Origin of the sequence: Pseudomonas sp. WPR_5_2 (genome assembly GCF_003634475.1) — a bacterium.
GTDB classification, from domain to species: Bacteria; Pseudomonadota; Gammaproteobacteria; order Pseudomonadales; family Pseudomonadaceae; genus Aquipseudomonas; species Aquipseudomonas izuensis.
The window spans coordinates 13,419-27,405 of the sequence record NZ_RBLA01000010.1; the positions used below are offsets into that span (position 1 = coordinate 13,419).

General features: G+C 59.8%; 13 protein-coding genes. 11 read left to right on the plus strand and 2 right to left on the minus strand.

Going from position 1 to position 13,987, the window contains the following annotated elements:
* Positions 1-30 precede the first annotated feature (30 nt).
* Entirely contained in the window at positions 31-348 is a 318-nt protein-coding gene (locus tag BJ917_RS28290) for a Rieske 2Fe-2S domain-containing protein (protein ID WP_096515173.1), read from the plus strand.
* Here BJ917_RS28290 and sfsA read toward each other — a convergent pair.
* Positions 345-1,058: a DNA/RNA nuclease SfsA gene (sfsA, locus tag BJ917_RS28295; RefSeq protein ID WP_121105679.1), complete on the minus strand. Its 714-nt coding sequence runs from the start codon at positions 1,056-1,058 to the stop codon at positions 345-347. The two genes, BJ917_RS28290 and sfsA, sit on opposite strands and share 4 nt — an antisense overlap.
* Entirely contained in the window at positions 1,058-2,230 is a 1,173-nt protein-coding gene (locus BJ917_RS28300) for a pyridoxal phosphate-dependent aminotransferase (protein ID WP_096515170.1), read from the minus strand. Before BJ917_RS28300 ends, sfsA begins: the two co-directional genes overlap by 1 nt.
* A gap of 333 nt (positions 2,231-2,563) precedes the next feature.
* Here BJ917_RS28300 and dksA point away from each other — a divergent pair, with 333 nt between their 5' ends.
* The 10 genes from dksA (at position 2,564) to panD (ending at position 13,905) form a co-directional block, all read left to right on the plus strand.
* Positions 2,564-3,007, plus strand: coding sequence for an RNA polymerase-binding protein DksA (gene dksA / locus BJ917_RS28305; protein WP_093230212.1), 444 nt, complete (start codon positions 2,564-2,566; stop codon positions 3,005-3,007).
* A gap of 160 nt (positions 3,008-3,167) precedes the next feature.
* On the plus strand, positions 3,168-4,064 hold the full coding sequence (gene gluQRS, locus BJ917_RS28310) for a tRNA glutamyl-Q(34) synthetase GluQRS (protein WP_096515168.1): 897 nt from the start codon (positions 3,168-3,170) through the stop codon (positions 4,062-4,064).
* 77 nt (positions 4,065-4,141) lie between these two features.
* Positions 4,142-4,318, plus strand: coding sequence for a hypothetical protein (locus tag BJ917_RS28315; RefSeq protein WP_003176118.1), 177 nt, complete (start codon positions 4,142-4,144; stop codon positions 4,316-4,318).
* A complete protein-coding gene (locus BJ917_RS28320; protein WP_172901649.1) occupies positions 4,302-7,256 on the plus strand; it encodes a sensor histidine kinase in 2,955 nt (984 codons plus the stop codon). Before BJ917_RS28315 ends, BJ917_RS28320 begins: the two co-directional genes overlap by 17 nt.
* Positions 7,257-7,278: 22 nt before the next feature.
* Positions 7,279-8,718: a sigma-54 dependent transcriptional regulator gene (locus BJ917_RS28325; RefSeq protein ID WP_096515166.1), complete on the plus strand. Its 1,440-nt coding sequence runs from the start codon at positions 7,279-7,281 to the stop codon at positions 8,716-8,718.
* A 797-nt stretch (positions 8,719-9,515) separates the two neighbouring features.
* On the plus strand, positions 9,516-10,916 hold the full coding sequence (locus BJ917_RS28335; protein ID WP_172901648.1) for a polynucleotide adenylyltransferase PcnB: 1,401 nt from the start codon (positions 9,516-9,518) through the stop codon (positions 10,914-10,916).
* Between the two features lie 3 nt (positions 10,917-10,919).
* A complete protein-coding gene (folK, locus tag BJ917_RS28340) occupies positions 10,920-11,405 on the plus strand; it encodes a 2-amino-4-hydroxy-6-hydroxymethyldihydropteridine diphosphokinase (RefSeq protein ID WP_096515158.1) in 486 nt (161 codons plus the stop codon).
* 302 nt (positions 11,406-11,707) lie between these two features.
* Positions 11,708-12,508: a 3-methyl-2-oxobutanoate hydroxymethyltransferase gene (gene panB, locus BJ917_RS28345; protein WP_096515156.1), complete on the plus strand. Its 801-nt coding sequence runs from the start codon at positions 11,708-11,710 to the stop codon at positions 12,506-12,508.
* Positions 12,505-13,365 (plus strand): pantoate--beta-alanine ligase, encoded by an 861-nt coding sequence (gene panC / locus BJ917_RS28350; protein WP_096515154.1) that lies wholly within the window; start codon positions 12,505-12,507, stop codon positions 13,363-13,365. The genes panB and panC overlap by 4 nt, the downstream gene beginning before the upstream one ends.
* Positions 13,366-13,524: 159 nt before the next feature.
* On the plus strand, positions 13,525-13,905 hold the full coding sequence (gene panD, locus BJ917_RS28355) for an aspartate 1-decarboxylase (RefSeq protein ID WP_003228271.1): 381 nt from the start codon (positions 13,525-13,527) through the stop codon (positions 13,903-13,905).
* The last annotated feature ends 82 nt before the right edge of the window (positions 13,906-13,987 follow it).

The following is a 13,987-nucleotide window of genomic DNA, read 5'->3' on the forward strand; positions in this document are numbered from 1 at the left end:
CGGGCAAGACTTCGCGACCTGAGGAAAGGCATGAAACTTCTGTGTACAGGCATTGAGCTGGCCGACGCCAGCAGCCGAGGGTTCGAGCTCGACGGGCAAAAGCTATTTGCCGTGCGTCGGGACAGCAAGGTTTACGTCTATATCAATCGCTGCCCGCACCGCGGCGTTGGCCTGGAATGGACGCCTGACCAGTTTCTGGACCCCAGCAACAGCCTGATCCAGTGCGCTACCCACGGCGCCCTGTTTTTGATCGAGGACGGCGAATGTGTCGCCGGCCCCTGCGCGGGACAATCGCTGACGCGTGTCGACTGCCGCGAGGATGCACAGGGAATCTGGGTCAGCCTTTAACCGCCGAGCAACACTTCCAGACGCCGATCCACCACCATCTCCTCATGGGTCAGGCGCACGCCATAGGCCAGCACTTCGACCCCGCATGCCACGGCTTCACGCAAGGCATCTGCGTAGGCCGAATCGATTTCTTCGGCCGGGCGCACGGCTTCGATCCCCGTCAGGTTCACGCAGTACAACTGCACCGCACGAATCCCGTCCCGGGCCAGATGGGCCAACTCGCGCAGATGCTTGGCCCCGCGCTGGGTCACCGCATCGGGAAACGCCGCCACCGCGATGCCGTCGAAACCCAGAGTGACACTTTTGACTTCCACGTAGGCCGGTCCGCCGGGGTACTCGAGACGAAAATCGATCCGACTCTTCTCCTGACCGTAGGCCACTTCGCGCTTGAGTCCGGTAAAGCCGTTCAGTTCGGTGATAACCCCGGCTTGCAGCGCTTCCTCGATCAATGCATTGGCCCGACCGGTGTTCACGCAAAATTGGCGGCCGTGCGGGGTCTCGCCGATTTCCCAGGTGCCAGGCAATTTGCGCTTGGGGTCATTGGAGCGGCTGAACCAGACCTGCCCGCCTTCGACCTGACAATTGAGCATCGAGCCAGTGTTCGGACAGTGGATGGTCAGCAATTCGCCGCCCACGGTTTCGATATCGGCAAGAAAACGCTTGTAACGGCGGATCAGGCGACCTTCTTCGAGGGGAGGATGAAAACGCATCAGCCTTGCCAGCTTCGCAGGCCGCGAGCGATACGTTCCACCGATTCCTGCAAACGCTCCAGATTTTGCGTGTAGGCAAAACGCACGTGATGCCCGGCCTGGTAACGCCCGAAGTCGAGTCCCGGCGTAAATGCCACATGCTCGGTTTCGAGGAAATGCCGACAGAACGAGAAGGCATCGCCGCCGAACTTGCTGATATCAGCGTACAAGTAGAACGCGCCTTCCGGCTCAACGGCAATTCCGAAGCCCAGTTCCCGCAGGGCCGGCAAAAGGTAATCCCGACGTCGACCGAATTCGGCGCGGCGCTCTTCCAGAATGCTGATGGTCGCTGGCTCGAAACAGGCCAAGGCCGCGTGCTGGGCCATGCTTGGGGCGCTGATGTAGAGGTTCTGGGCAAGCTTCTCCAACTCACCGACAGCCGCATCGGGCGCCACCAGCCAGCCCAGTCGCCAACCGGTCATTCCGAAATATTTCGAAAAACTGTTAAGCACAAAGGCACTGTCGTCGACTTCCAGCACGCTGGCGGCTTCGGTGCCGTAGGTCAGGCCGTGGTAGATCTCGTCCACCACCAGATGTCCGTGGCGCTGCTTGATGGCAGTGGACAGCCCCGCCAGCTCGTCGCGCGTAAGGATTGTCCCGGTAGGGTTGGCCGGGGATGCCACCAACGCGCCCACGCTGTCGTGATCCCAATGCCGCTCGATCAGATCCGGCGTCAGTTGATAGCGCACGTCCGGACCTACCGGAACAAGCTGCGCGGCGCCTTCCACCAGACGCAGGAAATGCCGGTTGCATGGGTATCCCGGGTCCGCCAGCAGCCAATGCTTGCCCGGATCCACCAGCAAGGCACTGGCCAGCAACAGTGCACCGGAACCGCCAGGCGTGATGAGAATGCGCCGCGGATCGATGTTCAAGCCATAACGCTGCTGATAAAAGCCCGATATGGCCTCACGCAACTCTGGAATGCCGCGCGCGGCGGTGTAGCGGGTCTTCCCTGACTCCAGCGCGGCCTGTCCGGCACGTATGATCGGCTCGGCGGTGGTAAAGTCCGGCTCGCCGATCTCCAGGTGAATCACATCGTGACCGGCGGCCTGTAATTCATTGGCCCGCGCCAGCAATGCCATGACATGAAAGGGTTCGATCGCGCGACTGCGAGCACTGTAGGACTGAGCCATTGGCCTTCCTTCAACGAAGAAAAGAATCGATTCTACCCAAGCGCAGGAACGAGCGAGAAACTAAAGCGGTCAGAGCCGTATGACCCAGACCCAAAACGACTCGAGCGAGTGCCCAAGGTTTGACTAAAATCAATAATTGATCAGGGCTCCATAGCCACCGGACAGCGCTTTGCCATCCTTTGCAAGCACCGTTGGCCGCGGCCTCGACATCCGGGAGTAGCGCGCTCTGATTTGATCTGGTAAGTTCGCCCGCTTGCAGCCGCAGGGCCGGCGGGTGCCGGTGATGGAGCAATCCTGCGCAGATGGATTACAAGAGTAGAGGCGGTCTATTTCATGTCCACCCAAGCAAAGCAACAGGCAGTCCAGCCGATCAGCGGCTTCGAACCCTACAAAGAAGCTCCGGGCGAGGAGTACATGGGCAAGCCCATGCGCGCTCACTTCACCAAGGTCCTGAATCAGTGGAAAAAAGAGCTGATGGAAGGGGTCGACAAGACCGTGGACCATATGAAGGACGAAGCGGCCAACTTCCCTGATCCGGCAGACCGTGCCAGCCAGGAAGAAGAATTCGCCCTCGAACTGCGAGCCCGCGATCGCGAGCGCAAGCTGATCAAGAAGATCGACAAGACGCTGCAATTGATCGAAGACGAAGAGTACGGCTGGTGCGAATCCTGCGGCGTCGAAATCGGCGTCAAGCGTCTGGAAGCCCGCCCAACCGCCGACATGTGCGTCGACTGCAAGACCCTGGCGGAAATCAAGGAAAAGCAAGTCGGCAAATAATGTCGACCTGAACGAAAAACGGAGCGTGCGAACGCTCCGTTTTTGTTTCTACTTTTCATGATATTTGTAGGAGCCGGCTTGCCGGCGATGGCGATTCCAATGACGCCTTCGCCAGCAAGCCGGCTCCTACAGATTGCTTAGCCACCATTTAAGTCTTGCTATGACCACCCTCTCCACACCTGCCTACATCGGACGCTTCGCCCCCACGCCCAGCGGCCACCTGCATTTCGGCTCACTGGTCGCCGCGCTGGCTTCATACCTCGACGCGCGCTCTGTGGGTGGTCGCTGGTTGATGCGCATGGAAGATCTCGATCCGCCCCGTGAAGAACCCGGCGCGCAAGTGGCGATCCTCAAGGCACTGGAGAGCTATGGTTTCGAGTGGGATGGCGAGATGGTCCGCCAGAGCGACCGGCACGATGCCTACGCCGAAGTGCTCAATCGCCTGTTCAATCATGGGCTGGCCTACGCTTGCACCTGTTCGCGCAAGCAACTGGAACCGTACCGCGGGATCTATCCGGGACTGTGCCGCAACGCCGGGCATGGCACCGAAGATGCCGCAATCCGGATCCGCGTGCCTGAGCTGGACTACCACTTCATTGACCGCGTCCAGGGTGAGTTCCATCAACACCTGGGCCGGGATGTCGGTGATTTCGTGATTCGCCGCCGTGACGGGCTTTACGCTTACCAACTGGCAGTGGTGCTGGATGACGCCTGGCAGGGCATCACCGATATCGTACGCGGCGCCGACCTGCTCGACTCCACGCCACGCCAGCTCTACCTGCAAGAGCTGCTCGGCCTGCGGCAACCGCGTTATCTGCACATCCCGCTGATCACTCAGCCCGATGGCCATAAACTCGGCAAGTCCTATCGCTCACCGCCATTGACCGAAGATCAGGCAACGCCTTTGTTGCTGCGAGCCTTGCGCGCGCTGGGACAAACTCCAGGTGCCGAGCTGGCTTACGCCTCGCCGAAGGAAGTGCTGAAATGGGGTGCCGACCACTGGGACGCGAACCTGATCCCGCGCACACTGAGCCTGCCCGAGGCGCAGCTACAGTGATCGTGCTTGCAGTGGCGCGCCCATCCGTTACCATCGCCGCACGTTTTCGGGCACGCGCATAAAAAAGAGAGGCCGGGATGTACATCTATCGCTTGGTCCTGCTCCTGGTAGTGGGGATTTACCTGTTTTCCCCGGCCATCATGGATTGGTGGATCGACGCCACTGGCGCCTGGTATCGCCCTTATCTGCTCTGGCTGATCCTGATCGTCGTGACCTTCATCCTGCAGAGCCAAAAAGATGCCGATGAGCTTTAGCCTGACCCAGATGATCCTGATCAGTGCCGCCTACCTGGCGGTGCTGTTCGGCGTGGCCTGGATCAGTGAACGGGGCATGATCCCCCGGGCGATCATTCGCCACCCGCTCACTTACACCCTGTCGCTGGGGGTCTATGCCAGTGCCTGGGCGTTTTATGGCACCGTGGGCCTGGCCTATCAGTACGGTTACGGCTTCCTGTCGAGTTATCTCGGGGTGTCCGGGGCATTCCTGCTGGCGCCGGTGTTGCTGTACCCGATCCTCAAGATCACCCGTACGTATCAGCTGTCGTCCCTGGCGGACCTGTTCGCGTTTCGCTTCCGCAGCACCTGGGCCGGCGCGCTGACCACGATCTTCATGCTGGTCGGGGTACTGCCGCTGCTGGCGCTGCAGATTCAGGCGGTGGCCGATTCAATCGGCATCCTCACCCGCGAACCGGTACAACATCGCGTAGCCCTGAGCTTCTGCGCCCTGATTACCCTCTTCACGATTTTCTTCGGCTCCCGGCACATCGCCACCCGCGAGAAGCATGAAGGCCTGGTGTTCGCAATTGCCTTCGAATCGGTGATCAAGTTGATCGCGCTGGGCGGTGTCGGGCTGTATGCGCTGTACGGCGTGTTCGACGGCCCGCAACAGCTTGAGCTTTGGTTGCTGCAAAACCAGACTGCCCTCGCCGCCTTGCACACGCCCTTGCAGGAAGGCCCGTGGCGTACGCTGCTGCTGGTGTTTTTCGCCTCGGCGATCGTGATGCCGCACATGTACCACATGACCTTCACCGAAAACCTCAATCCGCGCTCGCTGGTCAGCGCGAGTTGGGGCTTGCCACTGTTCCTGTTGCTGATGAGCCTGGCGGTGCCGCTGATTCTCTGGGCCGGGCTGAAACTCGGCGCCACCACCAACCCTGAATACTTCACGCTCGGCATCGGCATAGCCGCCAACAGCAAAGCGTTGGCGTTGCTGGCGTATGTCGGCGGATTGTCCGCTGCCAGTGGACTGATCATCGTCACGACGCTTGCGCTGTCGGGGATGGCCCTGAACCACCTGGTGTTGCCGCTGTATCAGCCGCCGGCAGAAGGCAATATCTACCGCTGGCTGAAGTGGACGCGCCGGGCACTGATCGTCGCGATCATCATGGCCGGGTACGGTTTCTACCTGTTGCTGGGGGCAGAACAGGACCTGGCCAACCTCGGCATCGTCGCGTTTGTTGCCACCTTGCAGTTCCTGCCGGGCGTGCTCTCGGTTCTGTATTGGCCGACCGCCAACCGTCGCGGCTTCATCGCCGGCCTGCTGGCCGGGATCCTGGTGTGGCTGGTGACCATGCTGTTGCCGCTGGTCGGCAACCTGCAGGGCTTCTACATCCCGCTGCTGAACATGATCTACGTTCTGGACGACACCAGCTGGCACATGGCGGCAATCGCCTCGCTGGCCGCCAACGTACTGATGTTCACCCTGATCTCGCTTTTCACCAATGCCAGTTCCGAAGAGGCCAGCGCAGCGGAGGCCTGCGCCGTGGACAATGTGCGTCGCCCGCAACGCCGCGAACTGCACGCCGCCTCGCCCCAGGAATTCGCCACGCAGCTTGCAAAACCATTGGGCGCCAAGGCAGCACAGAAAGAAGTCGAGCAGGCCCTGCGCGACCTCTATCTGCCATTCGACGAGCGCCGCCCCTATGCCTTGCGGCGCTTGCGTGACCGCATCGAAGCCAACCTCTCCGGCTTGATGGGCCCAAGCGTGGCCCAGGACATGGTAGAAACGTTCCTGCCGTACAAGGCCGGCGGCGAAAACTATGTCACCGAGGACATCCACTTCATCGAAAGCCGACTCGAGGATTACCATTCGCGCTTGACCGGGCTGGCCGCCGAACTCGATGCTTTGCGCCGCTACCACCGCCAGACCCTGCAGGAATTGCCGATGGGTGTGTGTTCGCTGGCCAAGGATCAGGAAATCCTCATGTGGAACAAAGCCATGGAGGAACTGACCGGAATCGCCGCGCAACGGGTGGTCGGTTCGCGCCTGAGCACCATTGCAGACCCGTGGAAGGAGCTGCTGCAAGGTTTCATCAATGTCCCGGACGAGCATTTGCACAAGCAGCACCTGGCCCTCGATGGCCAGACGCGCTGGCTGAACCTGCACAAGGCCGCAATCGACGAGCCGCTCGCACCGGGCAACAGTGGCCTGGTCCTGCTGGTGGAAGACCTGACCGAAACCCAGATGCTCGAAGATAAACTGGTGCACTCCGAGCGCCTGGCCAGCATCGGTCGCCTCGCCGCCGGCGTGGCCCATGAAATCGGCAATCCGATCACCGGCATTGCGTGCCTTGCGCAAAACCTGCGCGAAGAGCGCGAAGAAGACGGCGAACTCAAGGAAATCAGCGGGCAGATCCTCGAACAGACCAAACGCGTGTCGCGCATTGTCCAGTCGCTCATGAGCTTCGCCCATGCGGGCAGCCATCAGCACAGCGACGAGCCCGTCTGTCTGGCGGAAGTCGCCCAGGATGCCATCGGCCTTCTGGCCCTGAACCGACGCAATTTCGAAGTGCAGTTCTACAACCTGTGCGACCCCGAACACTGGGTCGAAGGCGACCCGCAGCGGCTCGCCCAGGTGTTGATCAACCTGCTCTCGAACGCCCGTGATGCCTCGCCTCCGGGCAGCGCAGTACGCGTCAAGAGTGAAGCCGGCGAACACACGGTCGATTTGATCGTGGAAGACGAAGGCAGCGGGATCCCATCGAGCATCATGGACCGATTGTTCGAACCCTTTTTCACCACCAAGGACCCGGGTGAAGGCACCGGCCTGGGCCTTGCACTGGTCTATTCCATCGTTGAAGAGCATTATGGACAAATCACCATCGACAGCCCGGCTGATGTTCAGAGCCAACGCGGCACCCGTATCCGGGTGACATTACCGCGTCATGTCGAAGCGACGTCCGCTGTGAACTGAGACCGTCGAGAGTATCGAATCAATGCCGCACATTTTGATCGTCGAAGACGAAACCATTATCCGCTCCGCCTTGCGCCGCCTGCTGGAACGCAACCAGTACCAGGTCAGCGAAGCCGGTTCAGTGCAGGAAGCACAAGAACGCTTCACCATTCCCACGTTCGACCTGATCGTCAGTGACCTGCGCCTTCCGGGTGCACCGGGCACCGAATTGATCAAACTGGGCCAGGGCACTCCGGTGCTGATCATGACCAGCTACGCCAGCCTGCGTTCTGCGGTCGACTCGATGAAGATGGGCGCGGTGGATTACATCGCCAAGCCTTTCGACCACGACGAAATGCTCCAGGCTGTCGCGCGAATCCTGCGTGACCGCCAATCGGCGCAAGCCAGCGGTGAGCCGGTTGCCGGCAAAGTTGCCAATGGCGCGGCAAAACCGGGTATCGACAACAGCAACGGCGAGATTGGCATCATCGGCTCGTGCCCGCCGATGCAGGATCTGTACGTCAAGATTCGCAAAGTCGCACCGACCGACTCCAATGTCCTGATCCAGGGGGAATCCGGTACCGGTAAAGAACTGGTGGCCCGCGCCCTGCACAACCTTTCCAGGCGTGCCAAGGCACCAATGATTTCGGTGAACTGCGCAGCCATTCCGGAAAGCCTGATCGAGTCCGAACTGTTCGGCCACGAAAAAGGCGCATTCACCGGCGCCAGCGCCGGACGTGCCGGCCTGGTGGAAGCAGCGGACGGCGGGACCTTGTTCCTCGACGAAATCGGCGAGCTGCCCCTGGAAGCCCAGGCCCGACTGCTGCGGGTGCTGCAGGAAGGTGAAATTCGTCGGGTTGGCTCGGTCCAGTCGCAAAAAGTCGATGTGCGCCTGATCGCCGCGACTCACCGCGACCTCAAGAGCCTGGCGAAAATCGGCCAGTTCCGGGAAGACTTGTATTACCGCCTCCACGTGATTGCTCTGAAACTGCCGGCCCTTCGTGAGCGTGGCAGCGACGTCAACGAAATTGCCAATGCGTTCCTCGCTCGGCAGAGCGCGCGAATCAACCGTACCGACCTGAAATTCGCCCCGGACGCGGAACAAGCCATTCGCCATTACTCATGGCCGGGTAACGTTCGCGAGCTGGAAAATGCCGTCGAACGCGCCGTGATCCTGTGCGAGAGCCCGGAGATTTCTGCCGAGCTACTGGGTATCGACATCGAGCTGGGCGATCTGGAAGACGACGAATTCATTGGCCTGCCCCCACAGCAGGGCAACAACAATGCCGGCAACAACAACCACGAACCGACCGAAGACCTGTCCCTGGAAGACTACTTCCAGCACTTCGTGCTCGAGCATCAGGACCACATGACCGAAACCGAGCTGGCCCGCAAACTCGGGGTCAGCCGCAAATGCCTGTGGGAACGCCGTCAACGCCTGGGCATTCCACGGCGCAAGACCGGGGTGGCCAGCGAGAGCTGAACCGCACCTGTCTGATGTGCGGGTAACACGTGACATTGTGAAAAAAACTGTTACCTCAGATTTTTCACGTAACAGAAGCCGGGGCTTACGGTAACGAAACCCCGGCTTTTTTTCGCCTGCACAAACCCTATCAGCACGCCTAACCCCTTGTTTTATTGGGCTTTGCAAAAGTTGGCACGCACCCTGCTATATGTTTGGTACAAGAACAATAACAAGCAATGCACAAGACAATAAAAATAAGACGAATCGACTCACGCACAATAAAAACAAGACGGCGAGAGGCGCAGCTAACTGATTCTTTTGGAGAGGCGTTGTATTTGGGGCTTGCCCCACGACCAGGCCGAGAACAACAAAAAACTGTCTTTAGACAGAGCCTGTACTGGTTGGATCGCAAGATCACTGCAACACAGCGACCAAAGCAATCCGTTTGCTCTTGGCTCCCGATTGGGAGGGTCATGAAGGAAAGCTTCATGGCAAGGGCACTCAACAAAAACAAGAAGCCCGAAACCAAAAATAAAAATAGAGCATGCAACTACTTCTTGGGGAGCTTCGGCTCCCCTTGTAGTTTCTACGATGTCAAAAACCGGCAACTGCAGGAGCGAGCTCGCGAAAAACTTACAGGCGCCGCTGGGCACCTGGTTTTACGCGTTATCGTTCAAGACCATCGCGAGCAGGCTCGCTCCCACAGCTCATATTTGCTGTGTCCTACACCATCCCCCGACTAAATGCTAGAATCCCCGCCCATCATGCGGTCATTCTTCTGTTATGGCCGAATATTCCTTCAAACAGTGCATCCCATGCTGAAGAAGCTGTTCCAGTCATTCCGTTCTCCCAAGCGTCCTACGCAACATATTCGCAGCACGCCTGAAGTGCTCAACAGCGGCCAACATTCGCTGCAAAAGGCACAATTCAGCCGCTACGCGGTGAATATCGTTGAACGCCTGCAGAGCGCCGGTTATCAGGCTTACCTGGTGGGTGGTTGCGTGCGCGACATGCTGCTGGGTATCACACCGAAAGATTTCGACGTTGCCACCAGCGCCACCCCCGAACAGGTACGGGCCGAATTCCGTAACGCGCGGATCATCGGGCGCCGATTCAAACTGGTGCATATCCACTTCGGCCGCGAAATCATCGAAGTCGCGACCTTCCGCGCCAATCACCCGCAAAACGATGAGGAAGAAGACAGCAACCAGTCTTCCCGCAACGAGAGCGGGCGCATCCTGCGCGATAACGTCTACGGCACCCTGGAGGAAGACGCGCAACGTCGCGATTTCACCATCAACGCCCTGTATTACGATCCGGTCAGCGAGCGCATCCTCGACTACGCCAACGGTGTACACGACATCCGCAACCACCTGATCCGCCTGATCGGTGATCCGAAACAACGCTATCAGGAAGACCCGGTACGGATGCTGCGGGCCGTGCGTTTCGCGGCGAAGCTGAATTTCGGCATCGAAAAACACAGCGCCCTGCCGATCCGCGATCTGGCACCGATGCTGCGCGAGATCCCGGCGGCCCGCCTGTTCGAAGAAGTGCTCAAGCTGTTCCTCTCCGGCCATGCCGCGGACACCTTCGAAATGCTGGTCGACCTGCAATTGTTCGATCCGCTGTTCCCGGCCAGTGCCGAGGCGCTGGAATACAACCCGACCTATACCCATACGCTGATCAGCGAAGCGCTGATCAACACCGACCTGCGGATCAAGCAGAACAAACCGGTGACCCCGGCGTTCCTGTTTGCCGCCCTGCTATGGCCTGCCCTGCCGGCTCGCGTATTGCGCCTGCAAGAACGTGGCATGCCACCGATTCCGGCGATGCAGGAAGCGGCTCACGAGCTGATTGCCGAACAGTGCCAGCGCATCGCGATCCCAAAACGCTTCACCATGCCGATCCGCGAGATCTGGGACATGCAGGAGCGCCTGCCACGGCGCAGCGGCAAACGTGCCGACCTGCTGCTGGACAACCCGCGCTTCCGCGCCGGTTACGACTTCCTGTTGCTGCGCGAAAGCGCGGGCGAGCAGACCGATGGCCTGGGTGAATGGTGGACGGACTATCAGGACGCCAACGACAGTGAGCGTCGCGACATGATCCGTGACCTCAGCGGCAAAGACGAAGGCACCGGTGCACCGCGCAAACGTCGCCGCAGCGGCGGCTCCAAGCGCAAGCGCGCCGCGGGCGTTTCGAGCACCTCGGGCGAGTAATTCATGGAACGCATCTATATCGGCATGGGCAGCAATCTTGCCGCCCCTGCCGAACAGTTGCGCAGCGCCGTCGCCGCACTGTCGCAGCTGCCGGGATCGGAACTGGTCGGGGTTTCCGCCTTCTATCAAAGCGACTCGCTGCTACCCGGCCAACCGCGCTACACCAATGCGGTCGCCGCCCTCGACAGCAGCCTGGCACCGCTCGATTTGCTCGATGCGCTGCAAGCCATCGAGAACGGGCAAGGCCGCGAGCGACTTGAGCGCTGGGGACCACGCACGCTGGATCTGGACATCCTGCTGTTCGGTGACCGCCTGATCGACGAACCTCGCCTCAAAGTCCCGCACTACCATATGCAGGAACGCGCGTTCGTGCTGTATCCATTGGCCGAGTTGGCGCCTGCCGACCTGCGTCTGGCCGATGGACGTAGCCTCACAGAGTTACTCGCTGCCTGCCCGTTCGTCGGTCTGGAACGCCTGACTACAAATTGACACAAAACCTTGTAGGAGCGAGCAGGCTCGCTCCCACATTTGTTTTGCGCTATGTCCTACAGAATTTGCTGAAACGCATCAGTTACCCCGGTAACACAGCCTGCGTAACAATGCGGTAACACATGCAATTGACTTCCCGAGTTCTCCTCACGACTATAGGCGTCCCGATGCCGCCTACCCGGCACACAAGGGCGCAATCCAGGCCTTATAAGCACGACAGAAGACCGTGCGCCTGAGTGGATGACGAATCACGCGCGTTACTCGCAGTAGTTTGCACAGCGCCTGAACGAGGATTTTTTGACATGCCAGCCATCACCCTGACCACGCTCCAGAGCCTCAAGCAGAAAGGTGAAAAAATCACCATGCTGACCTGCTATGACGCGACCTTCGCCCACGCCTGCAATCAGGCTGGCGTCGAAGTGCTGCTGGTGGGCGACTCCCTCGGCATGGTTTTGCAAGGTCACGACAGCACCCTGCCGGTCACCACCGCCGAAATGGCTTACCACGTGTCCGCCGTCAAACGCGGTAACACTGATGCGTTGATCCTCGCCGACCTGCCCTTCATGGCCTATGCCACTACCGAACAAGCCATGACCAACAGCGCCCTGTTGATGCAGGCCGGCGCGCACATGGTCAAGATCGAAGGTGCATTGTGGCTGGCGGACTCGATCCGTCTGCTCGCCGAGCGCGGCATCCCTGTCTGCGCACACATGGGCCTGACGCCGCAATCGGTGAACATCCTTGGCGGCTACAAGGTCCAGGGCCGCAATGAAAACCAGGCACGGCAGATGCGCGCCGATGCGATTTCACTGGAACAGGCCGGCGCCGCGATGCTGTTGCTCGAATGCGTGCCGAGTGAACTGGCCGAAGAAATCACCCAAGCGGTGAAAATCCCGGTGATCGGCATCGGCGCCGGCCATCGCACCGATGGCCAGGTGTTGGTCCTGCACGACATGCTGGGACTGTCCATCACCGGTCGCGTGCCCAAATTCGTGAAGAACTTCATGGCTGGCCAGGAAAGCATTCATGCGGCCTTGAGCGCCTACGTCACTGAAGTCAAAGCGGCGACCTTCCCTGGCATCGAACATGGATTCTCTGCATGAACACCGTAAAAACCGTACGCGAACTGCGGGCCGCTGTAGCCCGCGCCCGTAGCGAAGGCAAGCGCATCGGCTTCGTGCCGACCATGGGCAACCTGCACAGCGGTCACATCGCGCTGATTACCAAGGCCACTCAACGGGTGGATTTCGTGGTCGCGAGTATCTTCGTCAACCCGCTGCAATTCGGTGCTGGCGAAGATCTCGATAAATACCCACGCACCCTCGCCGCCGACCAGCAGAAGCTGCTGGAGGCCGGTTGCGACTTGCTGTTCGCACCAACGGTCGAGGAAATGTACCCCGACGGCATGACCGGCCAGACCCGCGTCAGCGTCCCGCAATTGTCCGAAGGCCTGTGCGGCGCCAGCCGACCGGGGCATTTCGAAGGTGTGGCGACCGTGGTCAGCAAATTGTTCAACATGGTCCAGCCGGACCTGGCGATTTTCGGCCAGAAAGACTTCCAGCAACTGGCGGTGATTCGTGCCCTGGTCCATGACTTGAACATGCCGATCCAAATCATTGGCGAACCGACCGTTCGTGCGGCCGATGGCCTGGCACTGTCGTCGCGCAATGGTTTTCTCAGTGAAGAGCAGCGTGCCGTTGCACCGGTTGTCTATCGCACCCTGAGCCAGATTGCCGATGCGATCAAACAGGGCGAGCGGGATTTCCCGGCATTGATCAATGCGCAGATCAAACAACTTGAAGCTGCCGGAATGCGTCCGGATTACCTGGAAATTCGCCATGCCCTGACCTTGCGTCCGGCGACGGCGGAGGATCGTGACCTGGTGATTCTGGTGGCGGCGTTCCTCGGCACCACGCGGTTGATCGACAACCTGCACCTGAACCTCGATACGCCCGCATAAACACCACAACCCCCTGTAGGAGCAAAGCTTGCTCGCGATAGCGGACCGACAGCCAATACACATGTTGACTGTTAGGGCCTCATCGCGAGCAAGCTTTGCTCCTACAGAAAACAATAGGGCAAACCGCCCACCGTTCGATTCCGACCTGGGAAAACACTCATGCACGCCATCATGCTCAAAGCCAAGCTGCATCGCGCCGAAGTCACCCACGCTGTACTCGATTACGAAGGTTCCTGCGCCATCGACGGCGAATGGCTGGACCTGTCCGGCATTCGTGAGTACGAACAGATCCAGATCTACAACGTCGACAATGGCGAGCGCTTCACCACCTACGCCATTCGTGGTGAAGAAGGCTCGCGCATGATCTCGGTCAATGGTGCGGCAGCGCACAAGGCCAAGGTTGGCGACCGCGTGATCATCTGCGCTTACGCCCACTACAGCGAAGCCGAACTGCTCAACTTCAAACCGCGCATGCTCTACATGGCACCGGGCAATGAACTGAGCCACACCAGCAACGCCATTCCGGTCCAGGTCGCCTGATCGAAGTCTGTCGCGCTTCCGTTTGTCGGCTGCTCCTGACTTCGATGTTAAAAAAGTACCGGAATCAGGTCAGACAAAGTCA

Excerpts from the sequence above, each read along its gene's own strand:
- BJ917_RS28290 (WP_096515173.1), top strand. The coding sequence starts at position 31 with ATGAAACTTCTGTGTACAGGCATTGAGCTGGCCGACGCCAGCAGCCGA.
- sfsA (WP_121105679.1), bottom strand. The coding sequence starts at position 1,058 with ATGCGTTTTCATCCTCCCCTCGAAGAAGGTCGCCTGATCCGCCGTTAC.
- BJ917_RS28300 (WP_096515170.1), bottom strand. The coding sequence starts at position 2,230 with ATGGCTCAGTCCTACAGTGCTCGCAGTCGCGCGATCGAACCCTTTCAT.
- dksA (WP_093230212.1), top strand. The coding sequence starts at position 2,564 with ATGTCCACCCAAGCAAAGCAACAGGCAGTCCAGCCGATCAGCGGCTTC.
- gluQRS (WP_096515168.1), top strand. The coding sequence starts at position 3,168 with ATGACCACCCTCTCCACACCTGCCTACATCGGACGCTTCGCCCCCACG.
- BJ917_RS28315 (WP_003176118.1), top strand. The coding sequence starts at position 4,142 with ATGTACATCTATCGCTTGGTCCTGCTCCTGGTAGTGGGGATTTACCTG.
- BJ917_RS28320 (WP_172901649.1), top strand. The coding sequence starts at position 4,302 with ATGCCGATGAGCTTTAGCCTGACCCAGATGATCCTGATCAGTGCCGCC.
- BJ917_RS28325 (WP_096515166.1), top strand. The coding sequence starts at position 7,279 with ATGCCGCACATTTTGATCGTCGAAGACGAAACCATTATCCGCTCCGCC.
- BJ917_RS28335 (WP_172901648.1), top strand. The coding sequence starts at position 9,516 with ATGCTGAAGAAGCTGTTCCAGTCATTCCGTTCTCCCAAGCGTCCTACG.
- folK (WP_096515158.1), top strand. The coding sequence starts at position 10,920 with ATGGAACGCATCTATATCGGCATGGGCAGCAATCTTGCCGCCCCTGCC.
- panB (WP_096515156.1), top strand. The coding sequence starts at position 11,708 with ATGCCAGCCATCACCCTGACCACGCTCCAGAGCCTCAAGCAGAAAGGT.
- panC (WP_096515154.1), top strand. The coding sequence starts at position 12,505 with ATGAACACCGTAAAAACCGTACGCGAACTGCGGGCCGCTGTAGCCCGC.
- panD (WP_003228271.1), top strand. The coding sequence starts at position 13,525 with ATGCACGCCATCATGCTCAAAGCCAAGCTGCATCGCGCCGAAGTCACC.